The organism is Microbacterium pumilum, assembly GCF_039530225.1.
GTDB classification, from domain to species: Bacteria; Actinomycetota; Actinomycetes; order Actinomycetales; family Microbacteriaceae; genus Microbacterium; species Microbacterium pumilum.
In genome coordinates this window covers 3,617,900-3,642,910 of sequence record NZ_BAAAOH010000001.1, presented here as the reverse complement: position 1 = coordinate 3,642,910, position 25,011 = coordinate 3,617,900, and the positions used below count along the sequence as shown (strand labels likewise).

General features: G+C 65.5%; 17 protein-coding genes and 1 tRNA gene. 6 read left to right on the top strand and 12 right to left on the bottom strand.

Annotated features, from left to right (window positions below):
* Nucleotides 1-5 precede the first annotated feature (5 nt).
* From ABD188_RS16375 to ABD188_RS16360, 4 genes are all read right to left on the bottom strand, one after another.
* Nucleotides 6-3,356, bottom strand: a complete 3,351-nt coding sequence (locus ABD188_RS16375; RefSeq protein WP_344064702.1) for a Swt1 family HEPN domain-containing protein — start codon at nucleotides 3,354-3,356, stop codon at nucleotides 6-8.
* Nucleotides 3,356-6,169 (bottom strand): DUF1156 domain-containing protein, encoded by a 2,814-nt coding sequence (locus tag ABD188_RS16370; protein ID WP_344064699.1) that lies wholly within the window; start codon nucleotides 6,167-6,169, stop codon nucleotides 3,356-3,358. Before ABD188_RS16370 ends, ABD188_RS16375 begins: the two co-directional genes overlap by 1 nt.
* A 108-nt stretch (nucleotides 6,170-6,277) precedes the next feature.
* Nucleotides 6,278-9,370 carry an AAA family ATPase gene (locus ABD188_RS16365; RefSeq protein ID WP_344064697.1) on the bottom strand — a complete coding sequence of 1,031 codons (3,093 nt, stop codon included), beginning with the start codon at nucleotides 9,368-9,370 and terminating at the stop codon, nucleotides 6,278-6,280.
* A complete protein-coding gene (locus ABD188_RS16360) occupies nucleotides 9,367-10,389 on the bottom strand; it encodes a hypothetical protein (RefSeq protein ID WP_344064694.1) in 1,023 nt (340 codons plus the stop codon). Before ABD188_RS16360 ends, ABD188_RS16365 begins: the two co-directional genes overlap by 4 nt.
* A gap of 74 nt (nucleotides 10,390-10,463) precedes the next feature.
* Here ABD188_RS16360 and ABD188_RS16355 point away from each other — a divergent pair, with 74 nt between their 5' ends.
* The 5 genes from ABD188_RS16355 (at nucleotide 10,464) to ABD188_RS16335 (ending at nucleotide 17,193) form a co-directional block, all read left to right on the top strand.
* The gene (locus ABD188_RS16355; RefSeq protein WP_344064692.1) at nucleotides 10,464-13,892 is read left to right on the top strand and encodes a helicase-related protein; all 3,429 of its coding nucleotides are present in this window, start codon (nucleotides 10,464-10,466) and stop codon (nucleotides 13,890-13,892) included.
* A 112-nt stretch (nucleotides 13,893-14,004) separates the two neighbouring features.
* Nucleotides 14,005-14,880 (top strand): macro domain-containing protein, encoded by an 876-nt coding sequence (locus ABD188_RS16350; protein WP_344064689.1) that lies wholly within the window; start codon nucleotides 14,005-14,007, stop codon nucleotides 14,878-14,880.
* A 44-nt stretch (nucleotides 14,881-14,924) separates the two neighbouring features.
* Nucleotides 14,925-15,218 carry a ScoMcrA-related endonuclease gene (locus tag ABD188_RS16345; protein ID WP_344064686.1) on the top strand — a complete coding sequence of 98 codons (294 nt, stop codon included), beginning with the start codon at nucleotides 14,925-14,927 and terminating at the stop codon, nucleotides 15,216-15,218.
* 351 nt (nucleotides 15,219-15,569) lie between these two features.
* The gene (locus tag ABD188_RS16340; RefSeq protein ID WP_344064683.1) at nucleotides 15,570-16,700 is read left to right on the top strand and encodes a tyrosine-type recombinase/integrase; all 1,131 of its coding nucleotides are present in this window, start codon (nucleotides 15,570-15,572) and stop codon (nucleotides 16,698-16,700) included.
* Between the two features lie 94 nt (nucleotides 16,701-16,794).
* Nucleotides 16,795-17,193: a (deoxy)nucleoside triphosphate pyrophosphohydrolase gene (locus ABD188_RS16335; RefSeq protein WP_344064680.1), complete on the top strand. Its 399-nt coding sequence runs from the start codon at nucleotides 16,795-16,797 to the stop codon at nucleotides 17,191-17,193.
* On the opposite strand, the gene ABD188_RS16330 is transcribed toward ABD188_RS16335, so the two are convergent.
* Both ABD188_RS16330 and ABD188_RS16325 read right to left on the bottom strand, forming a co-directional pair.
* On the bottom strand, nucleotides 17,190-18,077 hold the full coding sequence (locus tag ABD188_RS16330) for a YDG/SRA domain-containing protein (protein ID WP_344064677.1): 888 nt from the start codon (nucleotides 18,075-18,077) through the stop codon (nucleotides 17,190-17,192). The genes ABD188_RS16335 and ABD188_RS16330 overlap by 4 nt on opposite strands.
* 313 nt (nucleotides 18,078-18,390) lie before the next feature.
* Nucleotides 18,391-18,462, bottom strand: a tRNA-Arg gene (locus tag ABD188_RS16325).
* A 201-nt stretch (nucleotides 18,463-18,663) separates the two neighbouring features.
* Here ABD188_RS16325 and ABD188_RS16320 point away from each other — a divergent pair.
* The gene (locus tag ABD188_RS16320; RefSeq protein WP_344064674.1) at nucleotides 18,664-18,825 is read left to right on the top strand and encodes a YciI family protein; all 162 of its coding nucleotides are present in this window, start codon (nucleotides 18,664-18,666) and stop codon (nucleotides 18,823-18,825) included.
* Nucleotides 18,826-18,890: 65 nt separating this feature from the next.
* Here the strand turns inward: ABD188_RS16320 and ABD188_RS16315 are convergent, their stop codons facing one another.
* The 6 genes from ABD188_RS16315 to ABD188_RS16290 form a co-directional block, all read right to left on the bottom strand.
* Nucleotides 18,891-19,316 (bottom strand): VOC family protein, encoded by a 426-nt coding sequence (locus tag ABD188_RS16315; RefSeq protein ID WP_344064671.1) that lies wholly within the window; start codon nucleotides 19,314-19,316, stop codon nucleotides 18,891-18,893.
* 164 nt (nucleotides 19,317-19,480) lie between these two features.
* Nucleotides 19,481-21,241, bottom strand: a complete 1,761-nt coding sequence (locus ABD188_RS16310; protein ID WP_344064668.1) for a carbohydrate-binding domain-containing protein — start codon at nucleotides 21,239-21,241, stop codon at nucleotides 19,481-19,483.
* Nucleotides 21,223-22,077, bottom strand: coding sequence for a polyphosphate polymerase domain-containing protein (locus ABD188_RS16305; protein WP_344064665.1), 855 nt, complete (start codon nucleotides 22,075-22,077; stop codon nucleotides 21,223-21,225). The genes ABD188_RS16310 and ABD188_RS16305 overlap by 19 nt, the downstream gene beginning before the upstream one ends.
* Nucleotides 22,074-22,733 carry a DUF4956 domain-containing protein gene (locus ABD188_RS16300; RefSeq protein ID WP_344064662.1) on the bottom strand — a complete coding sequence of 220 codons (660 nt, stop codon included), beginning with the start codon at nucleotides 22,731-22,733 and terminating at the stop codon, nucleotides 22,074-22,076. Before ABD188_RS16300 ends, ABD188_RS16305 begins: the two co-directional genes overlap by 4 nt.
* Nucleotides 22,730-23,854: a GtrA family protein gene (locus tag ABD188_RS16295; protein ID WP_344064660.1), complete on the bottom strand. Its 1,125-nt coding sequence runs from the start codon at nucleotides 23,852-23,854 to the stop codon at nucleotides 22,730-22,732. The genes ABD188_RS16300 and ABD188_RS16295 overlap by 4 nt, the downstream gene beginning before the upstream one ends.
* 4 nt (nucleotides 23,855-23,858) lie before the next feature.
* Nucleotides 23,859-24,830 (bottom strand): phosphodiester glycosidase family protein, encoded by a 972-nt coding sequence (locus tag ABD188_RS16290; RefSeq protein WP_344064658.1) that lies wholly within the window; start codon nucleotides 24,828-24,830, stop codon nucleotides 23,859-23,861.
* Nucleotides 24,831-25,011: the final 181 nt, after the last annotated feature.

The window sequence follows — 25,011 nt, the reverse complement described above, 5'->3', positions numbered from 1 at the left end:
CTGCCTCAGTCCTTTTCGAACTCGTTCGTCGTGAACTTTAGAGTCGACGCGTTCTCGCGAATCGTTCGAATCTGCTGCTCGGTGAATCCCTCCGCCGCTGAGGCGTCGATCGAGAGGGCCAAGCGAAGCCGCCCGCCCGGCACGCTCGCAAGGTTCGCGATCACTTCGTTCGCGATCTTCGCGAAGTCGTTCGCGTACCGCTCAGAAGACAGCTCCACACTGCCGACATAGCGGGTCGTCTTCTTTTCGGGCACGACGATCGGCGGATCAACGATGACCGGATCAGGCCCAGGCCCAGGTCCCGGACCCGGCGGCAGGTCCGGTGGAACAACGACCTCGCTTCGTCGCGCATCGATCGCGATCTGCGGCTTCACGAGCAGGGTCGTGTCGTTGATCACGACCGATCCGGCGTCTCCTGGAAGATGCAGCCCGACATACCGCTCCTCGCTCGTGTTCCACGAAGTCGCCAGGGCGAAGCCCTCCTTTTCCCAGAGCATCGGCATGTTGTGCAGAGAATCAATGAACACCTCCCGGTCGCGTAGCCGGGGCATGTACGGGTACTGCGCATACAGCGACCACACGTCGCCCACGCTGACGTGCCCGGACTTCCAGACTCCCGGCACCTTCGCGTCGAGTGCATGGCGCACCACTCCGGCAGCGTGTTGGGTGCCGTACAGCCCCATGCTGCCGAGCTTCTTCGCGGCCCGGTCCGCGAGTGACGCGGCCTGACCGTCCGCCTTGATCTCCTCGATCTCGAATGCGCCGTCGGTCACCGGGTTGGCGGGATTGAGAATCCACACGTATGTCTGCGCGAGCCGCCCGTCGACGGTCCCGCTCTCTTGGTCGCGTCGCCCGGCGGCCTGCTGCAGCTGCTGCGGCGTGAGGTTGAGGTCGTTCGCTTCGGTCACGATCTTGTTCCACGCCAGGTATTGGCGAACGGATGCCTCAAGTTCGGCGAGCCGGTCGGCATCGGGTGCCACGAACACGACCATGTTGCGGTTTGTGCGGTTGGCAGTGCCGCGACGTTCGGTGGCCTGTTGCGCGAAGACCCTGGCCGCGGAATCCTTCGAACCCCGCTTGTGCGCGTGTCGCGGATGAATCACAACGAGGCGGGCCTGCTCGGTATCGGGGATGTCGCCCGTGTCACCTGGAGCGACGTGCACCGCTGCGAACTCGCCTGGCTTGCGCTCCTCGCTCTGCCTAAGGCGCCGAGAGATCTCGAGCCAGACATCCTCGGGGTGGAGTGCGTCCGCGGCATCCTTCGCCCGGCGAGTGATGTTCGCCTGTGTGTCGTACCAGTACTTGCCGGCGCCGGCATAGAAGTAGGTCGCACGGTCACCGAGCTGCGCGAGCGCCGAGTGGAAGTTGCCCACAACGTCGCCGGGCACGGCGGTGCCGAGGAACACGCGCTGCGTATCAATTCCCTTTTGCGCAGTACCGATGGTCGGCGCCGCGCCGAAGAACACCGTGCGCGCGAGACGCTTCGTGATCGAACGCTGACCGAACAGAGTCTTTTCTCCATCGAGCTTGGCCGGCTCCGAGTTAGGACCGTCCACGTCCGCGTCGATGACGGCTTTCCACGAGTCCTGCAGGTACTGTGTGAGCTCGGGGTTGACCTGCGCGTCAGCAAGGGGGATCGATCCGGGAAGGATGAGCGGTCCCTGGTCTTCGCCGACCCACAGCGCATGGATCACCGCGTTCATGAGGCGGAGGACGCCGCGGGTGCGCTGGAAGCGCTCGAGCGATGACCAGTCCTCGTACAAGCGATCGAACAATTCAGGATGCAGGGGGTACGAGCGGCGGATCCGCTCGCCATACGCGGGGTCGCGGGCCTCCTTGGGGAAGTCGCTTGCGTTCTTCGCGTAGAAGTCAACGAACTGTTTCGCGGTCACGTTGATCTGTGCGATCGCGGTGGCGTCCTCAGGTTCGAAGAGACGCTGCTTGACGATGCGGTACGCCTCATCACCCGTGGCCGGGCGCCATTGATCCGCCACACGACGAACTACGTTCTGGAGGCGCTTGAGCGCCTCCACGCCGTTGCTGCCGCCGACTTCTTCTGCTGCGCCGGCGATGGTGCCGGCGCTGTCGTCGCCATCGTGGGAAGCCGGGATGGAGATCGCGAGAAGCACCCCGGGCGTCGATTTGGCGGCCTCGGTGAGTGACTGCGCGAATGTGAATTGCGTGTCGAACGTGCCGCCGGCGAGGTCCTCACGGCCGTAGAGCTGGCGCGCGTAGGCGACCCACTCATCGACCAGGATGACGGCCGGTGAGTACTTCGCCAGCAGTGTGTGGAGCGCGGCTCCTGGGTTCGTACCGGCCGCATCATGCTCGGCGACGAGGTCGAACGCGTCCTGCCCGCCAAGTTGCCAGGCAAGCTCGCCCCAGATCGTCTGGACACGCGGCCCGCCGACTTTCTGTTCGCCTTGCGGAGCGATGTGGTTGCCGACGAGCGCGACCCGAGGCAGCGCGAAGCCGGCTTCGGGATAGCCCGACGCGGACAGCAGCTCTTGGGCCTCCTGCGGGAACGATCCAAGGGGCAGCCCGCCCGCGAGGTGCCATAGAGCGAGCATCGAGTGGGTCTTGCCGCCGCCGAAGTTCGTCTGCAGGTTGATCACCGGCGATGCGTTGGTGTCGCCCGACAGGCGTTTCACTCCGCGCGAGATCAGGTCGCGCAGACCCTCGGTGAGGTAGGTGCGGGCGAAGAAGTCGCGAGGATCGGAGTACTCGCTGCTCAATGACGCGTCAGAACGGGCAACCTTGTAGAGGTCGGCGGCGAACTCGGACGACTGGAAGTTGCCCGTCGCCACTTCGTCAACCGGCTTGAGTACGCTGCGCCAAGGCGCAAGGCCCGCGACATCAGGAACGACCACTGAGTTCTTGAGCGACTTCTTGTCTTGTTTGTCAGCAGTTAGCCGGCGAAGATCCAGGCGGACGCCGTCGATCTCATCTGCCGCAGATGCCGATCCGATCGCCGCCATGAGCAGACGCGCGGTATCGAGGCTGCGATAGGCGGTGTCATCGTCGAACGGCTTGAGATGCGCCCACTCGTCGCGAGTCGACCGCAATTCGCTCGCGTACGCCTTGTGCTGGTGCGAGAGGACGCCATCGAAAGGAAACCACCCCGACTTCGCGCGACCGGCGATGTTCTCGGTGATGAAGCGGAGTTGCACCTGCGGATCGCTGCGATCGTACTTCTTGGCCGATGACGCCCCCTTGCTTGTATCGACGAGGCGGACGAGCTCCGTCCAGTCCGTGTCGCCGATGACCGGTTCCACGGTCCTGGTGATGAAGTCGTCGAGCGCCGGTGACATGATCTCGAACATGCGGCCGATGCGGTCACGATTGGATGTCGCCATTAGGCGTCCTCTCCGAAGTCGAGGGTGGATGTCACGAAGGCTTCTCCGGTCGCGGCGCGGGCGGCGCCCATGAGCTCCGGCCATGACGTCGCGAGCGCATTGAAGCTGATCGCGTCTTTGGTCCAGCCGTTCTTCTCGGCCACTTCGAACAGCAGATAGGCGAGATCCTTCACGAGATCGAGGTCTACCGCACCGTCGGCACGCTGCGAGGCGCTGCGTAGGAAGACCCCCGCAGAGATAATCCCTCCTGACTCGAGCAGCCGTACCGCGTGGTGGAGCGCTTCCCATGTGCTCGTCGACTCGTCCGCGAGCACGTCATACTTCGCGTCCAGGTTGGCGGGCTTATAGAGCTGCACTCTGCCAGCGCGAGACGACAGGATGCCGTGGCGCTGCATTGTTGCGACCGCAGTGTTGCGCCCTCGCGCGATGTCATCGGCGTCGCCGAACGGCCCCGAGCGGTAGCTGTTCAAGCGGTACCAAGCGATCGCGAACCGTGTCGTCGGGTCAAAGTCCCCCTCCTGCTCGTCGAGTACCTCGTCGAGAATCTCGTTGATGCGGGCGAGCGCCGACCGCACGGTCATTGGCGACCCATCGGCCTCTACCACCTGTGTGTACCGCGAGAACACGGTCATGCCAGGACCGATCGTCGCTTGCCGCAGATCGACCGGCGCGATTCCGCCGGACTGTAGATCGCGCAAGGCATCGCCCAACTCTCGCTTGAGCGCGGCGATGTACCCGCGCCGATCGGTGATCGGCGCGTCCTCGGGTCTCGGGCGGAGCGAAAGGACGATGGAAGACGCGAGCGCGTTGGTACCGCTCGCAATCATCCGATTGCTCAATTCGCTTCGCATTGGCCATGTGGACGTGATCATCCAACCGTTGCGCACCATGCCGTCGAGGAGCGTCTCCCAACCGGAGGACGCCTGGCCATCATCGTCTGTGTCCGATTGCTTGAACGCGTAGTAGACCGTGATCGGGTACTCCTCGCTCGCGGACTCCCGTGCCCGCTTGAACACGTCGCGGAAGCCGTCTTCGAAGAACTCCTTGGCCCCGTTCTTGCCATTGTGACGATACGGGTTCGCGACCAGCTCCTCAGCCTTCGGCACGAGCACGGTGCCGAAGAGCGAGGGCAGGATGCCACGCAGAGAACGTCGCAGCCAGATGTAGAAGAAGTCGGAGAGATCGGAATAGCCGATGTTGTCGTAGTACGGCGGGTCGGTGGATACAACTGCGGAGGCGAACGATCTCACTGAGGCGTCAGCCTGGCTGGAGACCGCCTTGGTCGCTGCCGGCAAGAGATCCAGAACCTTTCCGATCCATGTGTACTGGTCAAGCATGTTGCCCGACGAAGCGGAGAGCGGGTTGGCCTCGCAGTAGTCCCAAACCATCGGGATCGCCTGGCGCGCAAAGAGGTGCCCGATTCCTTCGTTCTTGACGTCGGAGCGCCAACCACAAAGTGCGTTGTGATAGTCGGTTGCCTTGGAGATGCCAAATGCGAGGTAGGTGGCAACAGCATCGGCGTAGGCGGCGGCATCCGATCCCCCGTCATCGAGTCGGGTGCCCTCGGGATGTCCGGCAGCGAGCGCGTCGGCGAGCACGCGTTCGCGCGCCTCCGCCGCGAGGTCACTGAACGTCGTGAGCGCCACGAGCTGCCGGTTCGTGAACAGGTCCGCCCACTTCGTCATTCCATAAGCCTGAACGCGAAAACTGGGCGCCTGAGCGGGGATCGATTGGTCAGGCGCATCATGAGGCAACGCCTGTTGTGCCGCCGCAACATGTTCTCCAGTGGGAGCGACGTAATGACGGGAACGCGAGCCCTCCGCAACGACCGCCATCAGCGTCGCACCCATCCGATCGGCCTTCGCTTCTGCCCGAACATACTTGAGGTCGACTCCGCTAGAGCACGAGATGCAGGTCGCGCCTGTGCGGCCCACAGTGCCATCGGTCTCTGCGGTGGGCGCGCTCTCCGCCCCGTGCCCGATCGTAAAATCAACCCGCTTGCCGCTCGGGTGCGAGTCGTCCGCCAAGATCGTCGGAACGACGTAGGCCTCTTTGTTCTTCTTCTTACCTAGCCACCACGAGCGCACGAGGGGCATCTCGATGCCACATGCGGGGTTGGGACAGGTGACTGTGCGGGCCCAGATCCACGCGATGACGGTCGCGTCCGACCCGTCGGGCAGCGTCGCCTTGGGGTAGAGGTGTCCGATGTGCTTCTCGGCTTCGTCGCGCATCCACTGCCCGTAGGCACGCACGTCGGCCGCGAGGCCCGACGCGCCCGTCCAGGGCGTTACCTGCGACCCGGCGAGTCCGGGGAACACGGGTTTGCGATCGCGAAACTTCGGCGGAAATTCTATGAGCGCCTTGTTGATGAGCACCGCGACGGGGTTCAGGTCAGACGCGTGCGCCTCGAGCCCCAGCCGCTGCGCCTCGAGCGGAATGGTGCCGCCGCCCGCGAACGGATCGAGGATCGCCGGGGGGTTGCCGTTTGTCGAAGCCAGGATCTCTTTCCGCGCCTCGTCGAGCAGCCGCCCGTCGCGCACGTTCTCCCATACCACCAGGCGACGGATGATGTCGTGCAGCCTCTCGCGCTCGGCGACCTGCTCGGCCTCGGTCGGGAAGCGGTCGGGGTGGGACGACGGGTCGTCAACGAGCTGCGCGAAGAGCACCGCCCGAGCGGCCGCTAGAGGGCGTCTCGCCCACCACAGGTGGAGCGTAGAGGGGTGCCCGTGGCGGATCGACTTCTCACGGGCGGACTCGCGGTTGATCGCCTCCAACGGGAGCGAGACTTCGATCAACTTGCGTGCAGGCGCCATGCCTTATCTACCTTCCGGCCAAGGAACGGCCTCCCCCAGGAGGCAACGCCATTGAGCCTATGTCGTCCCCACCGACATTCCGACTGCCCGGCGGCCCCGACGCAGGCGTCAAAGCGCGATCACCGCGCTGGCGGGGAGGTTGGCAGCCGCCCAGTCGACGACTTCCTGCTCCTGCGTGAAGAGCACGATCTGGCGTTCGGTGCTCAGCTCGCTCAGGAGGTCGAGGATGGCGAGGGTGCGAGCGCTGTCGGACTGCACTGTGACGTCGTCGAGGATCAACGGAGCGATCTCCTCGCCGGTGGCGAGATGCTTCGCGAGTGCGATTCGCAGGAGGAGGAAGAGCTGCTCCATCGTTCCGTGTGAAAGCACGTCCGCGTCCTTCATGCGGCCGCTCTGCTCCACGGCTCGCAGCATAAGAGTGTCGACGTCGATATCGACATCGACGAACCGACCATCCGTCACCCTCGGTACCCAGGGACGGATCGTCGAGGCGAGCACGGGTGCGATGTCGGCATGCGCACGATCCTTGGCGATCTCGAGATGGGTCTGGGCGAGCGCCAGGTACGAATCGAGATTCTGGACGGCGGCCGCTGCGGACTCAGCTCGTGCCTCGGCTTCGATCGCCTCAGGGATGGAAGTCAGAGTCTTCGCTGTCTCGCGGATGCGCCCGTGGATGTTGGCGAGCTCTTCTCTTACCTTGTCGCGTTTCGCTTCGACACCGCTGCGCTGCGAGTGGGTCACGAGCATCAGCTGGGCGGGGCGTGCACCGGCAGCGCTCGCACGGGCGGTGCGCTGTTCCTCGAGCTGTTCGATCGTGGCGCCCTCTAGAAGCTGATCGAGTCGGGCTTGAACGGCGGCCGTGGCCGACCTCACATCGTAGCGACGCCGTTGCTCTTGAAGCCACGACTCGACCGCCGGCAGGGCATCGTCGCCTGCAACACCCACATGCTGCGCCGCCTCGCTGAGTGCCGCCGCCGCCTGGAGCCATGTCGTGTGCGCACGGGCGTGCGCTTCTTCTCGTTCGCGACGCTCGGTGAGCGCGCGCTCAAGATCGATGCGACGCTCGGCCTCGCGTGCTAGGCCGTCTCGCTCGGCACAATCCGCCTCGTACCGAGCGAACTCCCTGCGGGCAGCTGCCGGTTCTTCTGTCGGCTCTGCTCCACTCGCGCTCGCGAGCGTGCGCGCGGCCGTGGCGACCTTCTCCGATGCTTCCCTCAACCGACGTGTGTGCTCGGCAGAGCGAAGAGTTGCGGCATCCCGATCATCGAGCGCTCGCGCCAGTGCACGGAGTTGCTGCGGGTCGGCGGGCAACCCGAGGCGGCTCGTCGCCGCCTCGGACTCGTGTCTTGCTGAGGTGATGGATCGAACCGACTCTTCCCACCGGTCGAGTTCGGTCAATGCGGTTGCCAATGCCGGCGGCGCCTCGGGTGCATCACCGGGCGCGGCCAAAGTGAACGGCTCGGGCGCAGAGGGGGGCGTAGGGGGGCGGGGCTCTGAGCGTACGGACGGCAGCGGCTCGAGTTCCGCACCGATGGCGGCTGCTTGATCGTCGGTACGCCGTGCGAGCACGACCCCCGTCACGCCGCCCGCGATCCCGAGCGCGCCGATCGCGATGCCGACAGGCAGCAGTCCGATGACTGCCAGGACGACGCCAATCACCAAGCCCACCGCCCCGCCGACCAGAATCGCAAGACCCGCCGACCGCTTTCGCTTGGCAGCGCTCACACTCGCTTCTGCCGTCCGCGCGGCATTCTCGTGGGCGCGCTGCCGTACTTCATTACGTGCACGGACCTCGTCGTACCGCGCACGCTCATCGCGATAGGCGGTCGCTTCTGAGCTGTACGCGTCTAGTGCGCGGTCATACTCCGATCGCTCCGCTTCATATCGCGCCTGGGTGCGCCTGTATTGTTCTGAAGCCCGCTCGTACGCGGCCCGGCGGCTCGAGTGTGCAGCACGATCGGCATCCACCTTCGCGCGTAGCTCGTCGATCTGCGCACGTAAACCCGGCGGCTCGGGTGCCGCGACGGCCGTGAGCCTGTCGGCGAGCATGCGCAGCTGCTCAGAGCTGGCTCCCGCGACTTCGGCGACCACCGGTTCGGGCGGTGCCGTGACCAGAAGAGTGTCGCGCGCAGCTTCTGCCTCGTTCAGCGCACGCAGCGATTCGGTTGCGCGCGGCTCTGGACGCCGTGGTCCTTCAGGCATCTCTGGCAAGTTCGAGATCTCCACCTGCAGGGTCGCAGCATCCGGACCGGTCGGCGGCGCCGGTTCATCTCCGCGCGACTTGAAACCCTCAACGGCCGTCGTCACACGGGCCACCAGATCGTCTGCGGCCGGCTCACCCTCGGCGAGCAGCGCTGCGGCCTCGTCAGTCCACTGTCGTGCGCGGCCGATGCGCCCGCCTAGCTCATCGATCGCCGCCCACTCGATGTGGAGGGCGATCTCAGTGAGCTCCCTCTCGACTGCAGCGACATCAGCTTCGAGCGTCGCCACGCTCTGGTGAAGCGCGCGGAATCGGTGGCGAGCATCCAACGCGTCGGCGTGACGACTGCGCGCTGCTTCCAGGGCCGCCGCGGTCGCCCTCAGCGGTCGATTTCCGACGTGCGGGCTGCCGACGCGCGCGCTGCGCAGTTCTGCGACCCACTCGAGCGCCTGTTCTGCGGTGGTGTCGGCGCGCGTCGATGTCGCCGCGCGCTGCAGATACTCTTGCAGCTCGTCGACATTCCGCAGGACGGCGAGGATGTCAGCCTGCGCGACGAACATTGTGGATCGCGCCGACTCGCGGTTGAGCCCGAGCAGTCGCGCACCATCGAAACCGCCGTCGGTACTCAGCGAAAGGCCAAGCTGACTCTCGAGTCGCGGGACAGATGTGAGCCGGTCATTGGTGAGGTCCTTGATGGTGACGTCACCGGTCGACAGATCGTGGCCGATCTGCAGGCGTTGCCCCGAAGCAAGCTCGACCACCACTCCGGCGCGCCATTGCGAACCCGTCCACGGCTTGTGCCGACGGCGGAACTCCGTCTGTGTGCGCGTTCCGCGGCCTCGGCTAACCCTGCGACCCACGAGCCCCGCGTAGAGGGCCGCGAACCACGTGGACTTGCCAGCCTCATTCGCTCCGTGGATCACCGTCAGTTGCGGGCTGAGCCGGAGCGACTCGGAGCGCAACGCACCGAAGGCCGAGGCATCCACCCGTTCGAACTTCACAGGCTTGCTCCCTCGCTGACCGAGGATTGGAGCGCGAGCAGGCCGAACGCCATTGCCTGATGGCGCGTGCGGTCGTCGACCGAGGCAGCGTCGAGCGACCGTGCGAACTCGGCGAGGGCACTGTGGTCATCCGATTCGGGGGTGACCGAGGCGAACTCGAGAGCCTCGTCGGTTATCAGGATGTCATCACGGCCGCTCATCTCCTCCTTCGTGGCGGGAATGACGACTCCTGGTTGAAGGAGGCCTCGGAGGTGAAGAACCGACCATGGAGCGAGACTCTTCGCCGCTGCAATGACCTGTGCGAGCAGGTCTGCGGTCGTCGCTGCGGAGGTTACGTCGACGTCTTCGGTCGAGGGATGTCCGGCCAGAAGGTCGACCCAGTCGACCGCAACCTGGTGAGCGTGGTCGATGAGGATCACTGCCGCGCGGCCGAACGGCTCGCCGAGATCACCATTGACGGGGCGCAGCACCGTCGACCGAGAGTCCGCCGTTTCAGCAGAGCCCGTCGTCACGACGTGAATCACCGCTGGCGGTTCGAACCGGTCGTACTCAATGCCATCTCCGACGACGAGGTATGGAGCGCTGGTGAAGGCCGGTGAGAGCTGGGGTGTGGAATCCCACACACCGCGTCGCGCACGACCGACGATGCCGATGCCGCCAACCTGCGCTCCCTCGGCGAACTCTGTCGATGTCCATGCCCAGACGTTGTTAGCCAAGCGGCCGGTCTCATATTCGCCGCCGGCGACGATCGGATCGGCCCTGCCAGGCGCGATGAGGACGGGCACTCCCGCCGATTCGAGCACCTGCAACGCTGCGGCCAGGGTCTCTCTGCCGACGGAGCGGTCATCGTAGAGACCTCCCACGATGACAATCGCGTCGATCGAACGGTCCCTCACCTGCTGCGTGACCTTGACAAGCGCGGAGAGTGAGAGTGCGCGACGTCGTGCGGCGGCATCCGGCCCCAGCCCTGGATATGCGCGATCGATGTTGATCCCGCTGAAAGCGATGATCGACGGCATCTACAGCGACCCTTCTCGTGCTGGCACCAAACCTAACGGACGGCGTTGTCGCGGCACGCTGGTAGGAATGAGCTGTGTCTACAGAGTTCTGGAAGTCTGCAACCCCTGGTGCGAGGATCGCAGGGGTGATCCCGGGCTCGCCGGTCACCGTGGTGGCGGTGATTTCGCACGGTGCGGGTGCGGTGCAGCTGATCTATCGCTTGCCCGACGGACAGGTTGCCGAACGGATCCTCTACGACGCGGACGATGCGGGCCTCTCCACCCACCAGGACGGCGGACGACCTTTCGATGCAGACGCGCGAGATTTTCGACTCGCCGCCGAAGCCCAGCGGATCTTGCTCGCTGGCCACTCTGACCCGATGCTCGCGGTCGCTACAAGCGACGTGCAGCCGCTTCCTCACCAGATCCGTGCCGTGTACGGCGAGCTGCTGCCGCGAACGCCGCTTCGATTTCTGCTTGCCGATGACCCTGGGGCCGGAAAGACAATCATGGCCGGGCTGTACATCAAGGAGCTTCTGCTGCGCGACGATGTGAAGCGTTGCCTGATCGTCGCTCCCGGGAGCCTAGTCGAGCAGTGGCAGGACGAGCTGCGCCTGAAGTTCGGGCTCGACTTCGAGATATTGGCCGCACGCTCGCAAGATGCCGCACCCGGCGCCAACGTGTTCGAGGGCAAGCCGCTGCTGATCGCGCGCATGGATCAGCTCGCGCGAAACGAGTACCTGCTCACGCAGCTCGAGGACGCCGAATTCGACCTGGTGGTCGTCGACGAAGCACACCGGATGAGTGCTCGCTGGTTCGGCGGCGAGATCAAGCTGTCACGCCGCTTCGAGCTCGGCCGGCTGCTGAGCGAGCGCACTCGGCACTTCCTGCTCATGACGGCAACTCCCCACAACGGCAAGGAGGAGGATTTTCAGAGCTTCCTCTCACTGCTCGATCGGGATCGCTTCGAGGGACCTGGGGACAAGCGGGCGGAGTCGGGGACGGCCGACGGATTCATGCGTCGGATGATCAAGGAAGATCTGCTGACCTTCGAAGGCAAACCGCTTTTCCCCGAACGACAAGCCGAGACGGCGACGTACCCACTCTCAGCGAACGAGCGCCACCTCTACGAGCAAGTCACGGAGTACGTGCGCGAAGGAATGAATCGCGCCGATCGTCTCGACGGCAAACGACGAGTGACGGTGGGATTTGCGCTCACCGTGCTGCAGCGCCGCCTGGCATCTAGCCCTGAGGCGATCTTCCAGTCGTTGCGTCGCCGCTCCGAGCGACTGGAACGTACTCGAGTCGATCTGCTCGCGCGTCGCGATGCGCCCCCCGCGCAGATGCGCCTCATCTTTGACGAGGGAGAGCCGGACTTCGAAGAGTACGACGCCGAAGAGCTAGAGACCGTCGAAGAGGAGCTCGTCGACGCAGCGACCGCGGCTCTCACTGCGGCCGAGCTTGAGACCGAGGTCGCAGAGCTGAATGACCTGGCGGAGCTTGCGCAGCATGTGCTCGCCAGCCAAGCCGACAGCAAGTGGGTGGAGCTGCGAGGTGTGCTGGAGAGCCAGGTGCTGGCGAACCACGGCGGATCGCCCCGCAAGCTCATCGTCTTCACCGAGCACCGCGACACCCTGAATTACCTCGAACGCCGAGTCTCCTCACTGATCGGGCGACGCAACGCGGTGGTCGCGATCCACGGTGGGGTTCCACGCCATGATCGCCGGCGCATCACCGAAGAGTTCACTCACAACCCGGATGTACAGGTCATGATCGCAACGGATGCCGCGGGTGAGGGGCTCAACCTCCAGGCAGCGCACCTGATGGTGAACTACGACCTCCCGTGGAACCCAAACCGCATCGAGCAGCGTTTTGGACGCATCCATCGCATCGGTCAGACCGAGGTGTGCCGACTGTGGAACCTCGTCGCGGATGGCACCCGAGAGGGCGAAGTCTTCCAGCGGCTTCTCGACAAGATCGAGGAGCAGAAACGCGCCTATGGGGGCAAGGTGTTCGATGTCCTCGGCACCTCGCTCGGTGAGATGTCGCTCACAAAACTGCTGCGCGACGCAATCCGTTATGGAGAGCGCGACGACGTGCGGGCGAAGATGCACGAGACCATCGACGCGGGCGTATCAGCCGGGCTCCGAGAGCTCATGGACGATCACGCACTCGCTCACGAGGCTCTGCCCGGCGACGAGCTGAGACGCCTGCGGCGCGACATGGAGGATGCCCAGGCGCGCAGGCTGCAGCCTCACTTCATCCGTGACGCTTTCGTCGAGGCGTTCACCCGCCTCGGAGGTCGAATCGAGCGCCGAGAGAAGGGCCGCTACGAGATCACGCACGTGCCGGCGCTCGTCCGGGACTCGACACGCGCACCCATCGCTCGGCGCTATCACCGAGTGACGTTCGACCTCAAGACGGCAGCGGTCGAGCTGGGTGAGCGCGCAGAGTTGCTGGCGCCCGGACATCCGCTTCACGACGCGGTGCTCCGCCTCACCGTCGACGGTCTGCGCACAGTGCTCGATCGTGGCACGGTGCTTACGTCGACCGAGATCGACGCGCCTGCACTCCTCGTAGGAGTGCTCAACGAAGTACAAGACGCAACCGGGGCAACCATCGCCCAACGGTTCGGCTACGTCCTCGCCAGCGAAGACGGGGACATCCTGGATGCCGGACCCGCTCCCTACCTCGATTACGGTCCGGGGACGGTGACGGATGCTGCGCCCGTCGAACGCTTCAGCTCGCGGGAAGATGCGGCCCGGACGTGGGTGATCTCGCACCAGTTGCCGGCCTTCGCCTCGTCATCGATCGAACATCGCACCCATGACTACGAGCGACTCGCCGACAGGGTCGAGAAGCGACTCAATCGGGAGATCAATCGACTAGGCCTGGAAGCACTCAAAGCCGACGCCGCCTCCCGCGCGGGGAAGAAGGTCCGCATCACTGGAGACACCCTGCGCCGGCGCGCCGACGATCTCGAGAACAGACTGACTGTGCGCCTCGCCTTGATCGAGAAGCAGCTCAAGATGGCGCCGTTGCCGCCGAAAGTGGTTTCAGCCGCTGTGGTCCTTCCCGCTGCGATCGCGCAGCCGACGGGCGGAACGCCCGTTGATCTCGCCGCGGCGCGAAAGGCAGTCGAGCGTCGCGGTGTGGAGGCCGTCCTCGCCGCCGAACGGGCACTGGGCCGGGAGCCAGAAGAGCAGGCGTTCAACAACCCCGGATTCGACATCCTGTCGACCAAGGGTGACGACCACAGCATTCGCATCGAAGTCAAGGCGCGCGTTGTTGGGGCGGATGACTTCACCATCACTCGCAACGAGGTTCTCATGGCGCTGAACACTTCGCCGCACCACAGGCTCGCGCTGGTTTCGGTGCACCCGGACGGATCCGCGCAAGACCTCGTGCGCTACATCGGGAACGCCTTCGCGGGCGCCGAGCCGGCCTGGCTCAATGACTTCGGAGTTGTCGCGCAGACGCTGGACTGGGACTCGTGGTGGGGTCGCGGAGGTGATCCTTATTAGGGTGCGATGGGCGCCCTTCGATTCAAAGACCCACGGGACCGGTCGTTCGCGCCAACGGCCGCGACACCAGATGGGCTTGTCGCTGCGAGGTCGGATGGAGGGAGGCTAGGCGATGGTTACCGTCAGCGCCGTTCGCGGCGACATCACCGAGCAACGTGTCGATGCAATCGTCAATGCTGCGAACCGTCTTATGCGCGGCGGAGGCGGAGTGGACGGTGCGATACATCAGGCCGGCGGTCGCGCCATACTCGAGGATTGCATCGCGCGCTTTCCAGACGGACTCCACACTGGCGACGCGGGATGGACGACGGCGGGCGCAATGCCGGCGAACTGGGTGATCCATACGGTCGGCCCGAACTACGGGGCTGGCGAACACGACCGAACGCTACTTGTGTCCTGCTATCGGCGGGCGCTGGAGGTCGCCGATGAGCTCGGCGCGCGAAGCGTCGCCTCGCCGCTAATCAGTGCAGGGGTCTACGCATGGCCTATCAACGACGCGATCGAGGTTGCTGTCGATACGATCGCCCGGACTCGAACGCGGGTCGCTGAAGTACGGCTGATCGCGCTCAATGACGATACCCACCGGCGGGTGAGGGCCCAGGTGCTCAGGCGGTTCCCGCCGCCCACAGATGCGGGATCGGTGGGTCAGCTCTTCGACCGCGCGCCTCGCCAATGGAGCTTCCGGGGCGACCCGTATCTATGGAGGGCGCTCCGCGCGAAGTTCGCTTCCACGCCGCTCCCACGCGACTCGTGGGCACTCGAGACGATGATCCGAACGGCCGCGGAAACCATCACTGGCAGGCCGCTGGCGGAGGGCGACGAGCCGTTCCACCTCCCCGAGTTCGATCCTGGTCATGGAATGTCGGCGGGCGGTGTCACGCCTTCCTGGTGGAACACCACAGGTATCCGGATTCTCATCGACCGATTTGAGGCGACGTTGCCCCAGCAAGACGGTGGTGACGGACTGACCGTGCCAGTCGATTCGTGACCTCGGCGACGACAGCTGCGAGCGCTGAGCAGTATGGTTCGAGCGTGCCCAGTTACAGTGCGCTCACCGATCGATCCGCAGTCCAACGGGCTATCGACGAGTTTGATCGACTCGGTCGCGATGCGTTTCTCCACAAGTTCGGCTTCGGCGTGGCCCGTGACTACTTCCTCGTCACGGATTCCGGAAGGTATGACTCCAAAGCGATCTTCGGTGTCGCCTTCGGACTTCAGCACGGGACGCCGCTTGGCTCGGACGAGTTCAGCGGTGGTCGCGACGGCGCGGCAGGTCGTCTGGCGGAGCTCGGATACTCCATCACGGGGATCAACTTCACGGGCTGAGCTCGCCGATTTCACCAATCGTCTGCGCAAACACATCTGATTGCGGACGTGACCACATAACCTCCCATCCGACATTCAGCCCACTAGCGATCGGGCGTGGCGGAGTGCCGGGACCGTGGAATGGCGGACCGAGCGCAGCGAGGGAGCACATGCCGCGAAAGCCCGGAACGCAGCCGTGCCCGATCGCTACGCTCTCGGCGTCGGAGGGAGGCGATCCGCTTCCCGCCACCGACACTTGGCGACGTCTGCAAGCATCGTCCGGCAAACCGCTTCGGCGGCGTTGACGCGGTCGCTTGAGTGTCCGACACTGGCCCGATACTGACGGTCGATTGGGCACGAGCGGAGGTCGAGATGGGCAGCATCACCCCATATGAATCGGCGAAGGGCCGCCGCTACCGCGTGCGCTATCGCCGGCCTGATCGCACCGAGGCGGAGAAGCGCGGCTTCACGACCATGCGCGAAGCGGAGCTGTACCTCGCCATGGTTACGGTGTCGAAGGCGAAGGGCGAGTACATCGATCCGGTGGCGTCCAGGGTTCCGGTCCGAATGTTCGCCGACAGTTGGCTGCGATCGAAGCAGCCGCCGATGTCGAAGCCTTCCTACTACATGACGCTCGAGCGTGCGTGGAAGAACCACGTCGCTCCGGTTTGGGCCGACAGGGAGATCTCATCGATCCGGCGCTCCGAAGTCCAGGATTGGGTGTCAGCCCTCGCGTCGAAGAAGTCGCGAACGGTCGTCCTTCGCTCGCTGGGGATCCTGGCCGGCATCCTCGACGTCGCAATCGACGATCGTCGTCTCGCCAGCAATCCGGCCCGGCATGTGCGCAATCTTCCTCGGCACGGGCCGGGTAAGCGTCGCGTCTACCTGTCGCATGACCAGGTGGCGACGCTGGCGGCGTGCTCGGCGTATCCGACCCTCGTCCTGACTCTGGCTTATACGGGTCTGCGCTGGGGCGAGGCGACGGGGCTGCGTGTGCGGAGCGTGAACCGTCTGCGTCGACGCTTCGTCATCGAGGAAAATGCGGTGATGATCGCGTACGAGATCCACGTCGGCACGCCCAAGACGCACGAGAAGCGCTCCGTCCCGTACCCCGAGCGGCTCGCTCCGATGATCGAGCAGGCGTGCGCCCGTAAGGGTCCCGAGGGACTGCTCTTCGGCGACGGGGTCAACCACATGCGCAACTCGGGCAACAAGGGATGGTTCGCGAACGCGGTCCGGCGTGCGCAGGAGTTTGATCCGTCGATTCCGCGGCTCACTCCTCATGACCTCCGCCACACCGCCGCGTCGCTTGCGATCAGCTCGGGCGCGAACGTGAAGGCCGTGCAGCGGATGCTGGGTCACGCGTCGGCCGCGATGACGCTGGACACCTACGCCGATCTTTTCGACGACGATCTGGATGCGGTGGCGACGAGACTGAACGACGCCATGCCGCTGGTGGCACTGCCGACGGGCCCGCAGACCCGCTACGCCCGACCGCACTGACCAGTTTGCTCCGCTTGACAGCGCTTGTCATGATGTCTTTTCGAGCCGTGGAACCGATGCGTACCTACACTGAGACACAACCGAGGGAGCGCTCGTGAGGAACTACGACGTTGTCGGTGCAGTGATTATCAGGGACGGCTTCGTGCTTTGTGCCCAGCGAGGGTCGGCCGGATTGCTCGGCGGTCTTTGGGAGTTCCCAGGGGGCAAGATTGAGCCGGGCGAGACACCGCAGCAAGCTCTCGTGCGTGAAATTGCCGAAGAACTCGATTGTTTTGTCTCTGTTGGCGCGGAAGTCGCTTTGACCCATCACCAGTATGAGTTTGGTGTCGTGAGGCTACAAACTTTCTACTGCCAACTCCTAACGGGGACTCCATCCGCAACGGAACACGCGGAGCTGCGATGGGTCGCACCGACAGACCTGAGCGCGCTTGAGTGGGCTCCAGCTGACATTCCGGCCGTTGACAAGATTGAGCGCGAGTCGGTGACGTTCTAGCTCGCCAGCTCAGCTATGGACGGCCAAAGAGAGCGGTGATAGGCCACGTTCTCGCGGTTGACTCGGTGTCGCTTCTTCCAACTGAGGGTCGCGACCGGCTCGTGGGACGTCGCATACATCGCAACCATGTCGTCACTGATCCAGATGCCACCGATGTCCAATTGCGTGTGGTGATTCGGACACAAACAGAGGAGGTTCTCCAGGTGATCGGCGCCGAGGTGTGGCCGCCCAAGGGGACGCACATGGGCTCCCTCCGCGTACTTCCGTCCCTCGAATCCGCGCAACCCGATTCCGCAAATCTGACAACTGAAGTCGTATAACTCCTTGACCTCACGAGCGACCGCTGTGTCTCGGATTCTGCGTGTGACGACAGCCGAGGCGAATGCTGGGTCGTGATCTATTGCCGGTGCAGGTTCGACCACCGTCTGATTGTCAATCGCGTCAAGCCTGAAACGGACTATCCGGAATCCGTCACGACCGGTCTCCATCCACCAACTCGTGACGGAATACAGCCCGGAATAGACGTAACCGGCGCGCGGCGCGAATGGAGAACTCGCATGGGCACCCCGGATAACGCGAACAGGGAGCCCCTGCACCAAGCTCGTTATGAGCCCAGCGTTTCCTGGGGCCTCGGGATCCTGGTCGGCGATTTGCTTGTTTGGACGCCGCTGATTGCCGCCATGGCCGGTGTAAATCAGGTAGGAGCCATGATCCTCGTCATCTACGTATCCGCCTGAAACGACGATCGAGTCCGCACCCTCGGCCTTCGTCCCGCTGATTCCCGCCCGACCCGGTCGATGAACCCAGGCGCTCTGCAGCTCTCTGCGGTCGAGAAAGAACTGGCCAACCTTCACGCCATCGGGTGTCCCAAAGAATCTGGCCATGTCAGCGCAACATTATCGCGACGGATCCGACTCGTCGACGAGAGCTCTGTCGGGAGGGTGGCAATGCCGACGGGTCGCCAGACCCGCTACGCCCGACCGCGGTGACCGCAGAGAGCAGAATGCTCAGTTTTCGACGGGGTACAGGTCGCCCGAAATGATCGACTTCGGGCGTTCTGAGATGTCGAACGAAGGCCCTTGAAGACGGTCGTCGCTGCCCTCGGAGTTCTCAGAATGCGGGCAAAAAACGGGCAAAAACGGAACTTCGTGTGGTATGACCTTGGAGAAATACCTGGTCAGAGTCAAAAAAAGACTGCGCCCCTGGAGGGACTCGAACCCCCAACCGTTTCCTTAGGACGGAACTGCTCTTCCATTGAGCTACAGAGGCTGGCCGCACCAGTCTACCGAGATGAGGCAGTGCGCCCGGCTCCGGCAAACCGAGGCCGACAGTGATGTCCGGGGGGCGCAGTACCGTCAACCGGAGGAGGCGAGATATGCCAAGCTTCGCCGTCAGGCTCCTGGACAGCGCGAACTGGACGACCGCGTCGGCATCCGCGAGCAACAGGGTTGGACCGAGCACGCTGCGTTGATGGACGGTCTCGTCGCAGACGGGTTCCTCCTGATCGGCGGTCCGCTCGGGGACGGTCACGAGACTCTGAACCTCGTCGAGGCTGAAGACGAGGATGCCGCGCGCCGGCGCTTCTCGGAAGACCCATGGGCCGACGCCGACCTCTCGAGGTGGGCTCGATAGAGCGCTGGCACCTGTGGCTGCACTACCGCAAGGCTGCGACCGTGACCGCGACCTGACCCAAAAGCTCAGGCAATGGTTTCGTCGTGCAGCTGGTCGAAGTACGACAGGCCGACCAGCATCCCCTCGGGACTCAGCAATCTGGCGATCGTCTGACCCCACGGCTCCACGTGCCTGGTCGCCAGGATCTCGTAACCGGCGGCACGGAGCTCGGCCTCGCCCTCCGCGACGGCGATCGGCGAGGCGAGCTCGAACTCCAGCCAAGCCTGAGGAACCGGCACGTCGGCCGGCCACTCACTTACCCCGAACGTGGATTCCGCGGCCTCGGCCAGCCGCCAGAGCGCGAAGACCTTAACCCCCGGCAGCGCGTGAGTGTCGAGATACCCCGGCGTCGGCTCCTCGAACACGATGCCCAACGAGTCCTGATAGAACCGGCGGGACTCCGCGTCATCACGAACGATGGGTCCGAAGCCGGCGACAAACTGCACGTCCATTGCCTCACCATAAACGCTGCGGCAGACACGCCAAGGACCGTGCCTGGACGACGACGGCGCAACGACAGAGGCGCAGGCCGACCTCAGTCGACCTGCGCCCCGCGGACCGCCTTTACGGCTGCTGCGGTCGGCCTCGCGTCCTCCGCGTCCGCCGCCCATCAGCCTTACGGCTGTTGCGGTCGGCCTCCTCTGCCGCCTCCAGGGCCGCCGCCCATCTCCGATTGCACGGCGACACCCGCGGTCACCGTCACTGCGTCAGAGCCGTCGACCGATACCGAGTACGAGCCGTCTGATGCGACATCCGGACCGCTGTAGAACACGGCGCCGAAGGTGGCGTCGGCCTCGAACGAGTCGATCACCGCACCAGAGGCATCCGTGATCTCGACGGTCTGCCCGGCGGTCCCGCTGACGGTTGCCGCGATCCAGGCCTGTGCGCCGGTCGCGGTCTTCAGCACACTGCCTGCCACAGACACCGAGCCGCCGTCCACCGTGATGGCGCCGTTGGCATCGAGCGCACCCTGACCGCCGCCGGACGTCGGTCCGGTCACGATCGTGGTGCCACCGGACAACGTGATCGAGCCGTTCGAGTCGATCGCGTCACCGACCGCGTTCACTCTCACCGAGCCGCCCGAGATCACGATCGTCTCGCCCGAGTCGGTCTCACCGCCGCCGCCCATGCCGCCGCCGGCACCGGCACCAGCGGTCGAGACGGTCCCGCTCGCGCCGTTGAGGCCGTCATCGCTCGACGTGACATCGACCGTGCCGCCGGAGATCGCGATGTCGGTCGCCTCGAGGCCTTCGGCAGAGTCTTCGACGACGACCGAACCGTCGCGGACCTCGAGCGCCTGCTCGGCGTGGATGCCGTCGTCCCGGGTCGTCACAGAGAGCGTGGCGCCGCCGATGCCGACCGATCCGTCGGAGTGCACGGCGTCATCGACGGCGTCGATCGTGAGGTCGCCGCCGTCCAGTGCGACGACGATCCCGGCGACGACGCCCTTCGGCGAAGCGTCGGCAGCGGATGCGGACGACCCGGCCGTGACGTTGATCGTGCCGCCGGTCACGACGACGTCGGTCGCGGCGCTCAGCCCATCGTCGCGACTGACGGCGGAGATGTCGCCGTCCGAGACCCAGATGAAGCCCTGGGTCGCGTCCTCGTCCTGGTCGCTCTTGAGCGCGTCGCCGCCGGCCGTGAGGTCGAGCGTGCCGCCTTCGACCACCAGCGAGTCCTTGCCCCGCAGCGCATCGTCGACCGCGTCGGCCGTGATGTCACCCGAGAGGATGACGAGATCGTCGGTGCTGGTGATGCCGTCGTTTCCGTTGCCCGAGACCGACAGGGATCCGCTGCCCGTGATCGTGAGGTCTGCATCGCTGTAGATCGCCGCGTTGGCGGCGGCGTCATCGGCGTAGGACGCGGCGTCCGACACCGAGTTCTCGCTGCCATCGGCGAGCGAGATCACGACGTCATCGGCACTCGTCACGGTGATGGCCGGTGAATCGGATGCCGCGATGTCGGCGTCGTCGAGGATGAGCACGACCTGAGCATCCTCGGGCGCTGTAACGACGATCTGGCCGTCGAGAGAGCCCGAGAGGCGGAAGACCCCACCTTCGGAAATCGTGACGGTGGAGCCGTCGACCGTGACTGCGGACGAGTCGGACGACGCGGTCGTGTCGGAGAGTTCGATGTCGACGGCGTCTGCGGAGGACCACTCGTCGTCGTTGACGACGGTGACGTCGGCGTTCGCGGCGAGGACTGCGTCCGCAGCAAGGTCGGAATCGACGACAGCCGTCGTCTCGACAGCCGCCGAGTCGTCGGTGGTCAACGTCGTGCCGGATGTCGAGCCGGCCGACTGCGTTGCGCAGCCTGCGAGCACGAGAGCTCCGAGCACGAGCGGGGTGGTGGCCAGAATCAAGCGGCGGCGGAGCATGATGCCTCCTCGGGTCGGTGGGCGGTATCGGATGGGGGAGAGCATCGGGGACGGGTATCGGACCGTGGTGCGGGCCCGATCGGCTGAGCGCCCGCGAACGGGCCGCGCAGCAGCCGCGCCCAGCGGTTTCGCGGCAGCTCGGTATGCAGCGCGGCGAGCCCGGTCCCGTACTTGCTGATGGTCGCGGGACGATGCCCGGCCCGCCAGAGCAGGCGATCGACAGCGGATGCCGCGGCCGCCGACTTCGTCTCGACGATCGCGAGGTGGGGGAGCGTGAAGCCCGAGCCGTCTGGCTCGAGCCACGCGAGGTCGGTGTCGACCGTCGCGCGAGCTCCATCGCCGACGAGCAGCGTCGCACGGCGATAGCGCGTCATGAGGGTGGCGTCGAGATGCCCCGCGCGTTCGCTCGGCACGCCGATCGTCGACAGCGCGTCGGCCACATCGGCGCGCGCGTCTTTCGAGAGCACATCTCGATGGGCGGGGTCGTAGGCGTCCCGGTCCTTGACCGTCGCCCCGCGCGCCCCGCGCGTCTTGATCTCGAGGTACGAGGTGCCTGTGTCGAGGTAGGTTCGGGTGCGCAGCTTGAACCGCCGCCGGCGTGGTTGAGCCGCCATCCGGAAGCTCAGCAGATCGGGCGTGTCGAAGTAGACGGACTCGTACGCGAAGTCGCGCGCGCCATCCATCTCGAGCACTCGCGTGGCGGCATCCAGCGCGGCGAAGACGCGCACGAGGTCGGCGCGAGGCACGACGTACTTGCGGTCGACGCGGGTGAGGAGGGATGCCGTGGCCACGAGTTCGTCGAGCGCGATGGTGTCGAATCGACGCAGCGGGTTCATCGCACCGCCCCTTCCATCGCGAGCTGCTCGCGAGCGGAGCCCGTGCCCGCCGTGCCCGCCGTGCCCGAGGCCGAGTCTGCGAGAGTGTTGCCTGCCCGCCCCGATTCGCGCGGCGCGCGGTAGCGGACATCCACCAGCGTGGTGTCGTTGACGAGGTCGAGTTCCTGCACGATCACCGACGTCACCGCGCCGCCGAGGCGCAGCTCGAGTTCTTCGCGAAGCCGGGGCTCGCTCGAGATCGCGCGGTCGAGCCGAACGATCTGGTGCCGGCTTCGCGACAGCAGGGCGGGGTGGTCGGCGGCCCAGAGCACCACGAGAATGAGTGCGACGAGGCCCGCGACCGGCCACGGATCCGTCTGCGGCAGACCGCAGACGAGCCCGATCGCGAGGGCCGCGAAGTAGTAGGCGACTTCGCGTTGCGAGATCTCGGACGAGCGCAGCCGGATGATCGACAGCACTCCGAAGAGTCCCAGGCCGAGTCCGAGCGCGACCTCGGCGGTGCCGAGGACAGCGGCGACGACCATCACTCCCACGTTCACGCCGAGGAACGCGACGACGAGGTCACGGCGGTGGTGGCGGCGGTAATAGATGCCGAAGCTGAGGATGAGGGCGGCTGCCAGGTCTATCCCGATGAGGATGAAAGTGCTGGTGGTCATGAATTTCTCCCATTGCTGATCACGTCTGCATCCATTCGAGTCGGGCTCGCTATGCGGCTGCTATGACGCGCGCCAGCGGGGGATACGAGTTCGGCGCTGCGGAACACGAAACTGCGCTGAACGCCGTAACTCGTCACGAACAGCACGGCCTCGGTGGCGATCTTCGCCAAAATGAGTGGGATGCCGATGGCCGTGAGCCCCTCGATCCACACGATGTTCGACGCCAGGAGCGCGATGGCGAGCATCGCGTAGCGGACGGCCTGGCCCCGCATCCCGCCCTCACTCGGCGCCCGGAACACGACCCGCCGATTTACGGCGAAGTTGACCGATGCGCTGATCGCGCGCGCTGCGACGATGGCGGGGATGAGCCATCCGGTGAGGGCGACGAGAACGAGCAGCGCCACGGTGTCGACGGCGAACGCCAGAAGGGATGACCCTGTGAACCTGATGAGCGGCAGGGCGACTCGCAAGGAGTCGACGACCGGACGGAAGTGACTCGAGGCATTGCCCTCGAGGTACACGGTCTCTATCGCCACCTCGCGCGCGGCGACGCCGGCTCGGCGCGCGCGCAGCAGGACGTTCTGCTCGAACTCGAAGCGGTCGCCCGGCTGTGCCTCGACCCACGCCAGCAGGTCCGCGGGAATGCCGCGAAGCCCCGTCTGGGTGTCGGACAGGCTCCAGCCGGCGGCGAGCCGGAAGACCGTCCGAGCCGACGCGTTGCCGATCCGGCTGCGCCATGGCACGTTCCCCGAGAAGGTGCGGCATCCGAGCACCAGGGCGGGAGCGCCGGATGCGGCATCCGCCCGCAGTTCGTCGGGCAGCCGCAGGATGTCGCGCACGGTGTGCTGACCGTCGGCATCGGCGGTCACGACATCCTGACCCGGATGCTCGTCGCGGATGTGCCTGATCCCGGACTTGAGCGCCGCGCCCTTGCCGAGGTTGCGGTGATGGTGGAGCACCGTCGCCCCGAGTGCGCTGACACGGGCGAACTCAGCGCTGAACTCGGCGCCGCTCCCGTCGTCGACCACGACGACGCCCAGTTCGGGATCTGCGGCCAGCAGCTCGGCCACGAGTGCCGAGAGGCACGGCCGCGGCTCGTAGGCGGGGATCAGCACGATCACGTCATCACCCCGCGATGTAGAGGATGTCGCTGGTCGCGCGCTCCCCGCCGTTGGACGGCTGGTTCACGACCTCGCCGTTGAAGTACAGCGTCGACGACCCGCCGCCGTCGAGGTTGTACGCGGTCGTGGCGCCCAGGTCGATCATGATGTCGGCGAGCTCGGTGAGCGTGACGCCGGCGCTGTAGCCCGTCTGCCGGCCGTCGACCACGACGAACACGAGGTGGTTCTCGTCGATCACGCCGACCGCGGTGCGCGGCTGGTCGCCCTGGATCGAGTGGTTGCCGAAGTTCGTGTCGATCTCGATGTCTTCGATGCCGTCGACCACCGACGAGTCCTCGACGATCGCGGGACCGAAGCTCAGTGTGTTCCACGCGCCGTCCGCCACGAGTGCGGCTGCGCTGGTCGCCGTCTCGTCGTACACCTCGACGCGGCCGTCGGCATAGAACACCAACCCGTCCCGGGCGGGGGAGTCGCGGTAGACCACGCCGTTGCGGATCAGGATGCCGGTGTCCCTGAACCCGTAGTAGTCGCCGTTCACCGCGAAGACGGCGTCGTTGTCGGCGGCGATCGCGCTGGTGAGCTCGGTGATGTTCTCGCCGAACTGGTCTTTCGCGAAGGCGCTCTGGAGGTCGGTCGCGTCGCCGAGCACGACATCCGCGACGTAGTACGTGACGGTCTCGGAGCCTGATCCCGACGTGACGGTCGAGATCGTGACCGAGGTGTCGCCGTCGGTGTAGGACGTGTCGGTCTGCACAGCGTCCGCGGTGTCGTCCGATGAGTCGGTGGCGTCATCCGTCGACGACGAGGAGTCGACACTGGAGTTCTCAGCCTCGTAGGTCGACACGTCCGCGATCTCGACATGCTCGATGAGGAAGCGGTCGGCAGCCCACGCGGCGGCACCACCGCCTGAGAGCAGAACGACCAGCCCGGAGGCGATCACGATGTTGCGGGTTCGTCGGGGGTTCTTCTTTGCCATGTTCCAGGGATACGCACCCGACCTACGACTCGCCTCGCCTGAGGCGATGAGGCGCAGATGAATGGCTATGAAGTCCCTGAGCGCCTTTGCGTCGCAGCGGGCACAACAATTCGGTCGCGGGCGGTCCTGCCAGGGGGTGGGCTCGTCTACGATTCCGGGAGGGCCGCGACGAGGACGTCAC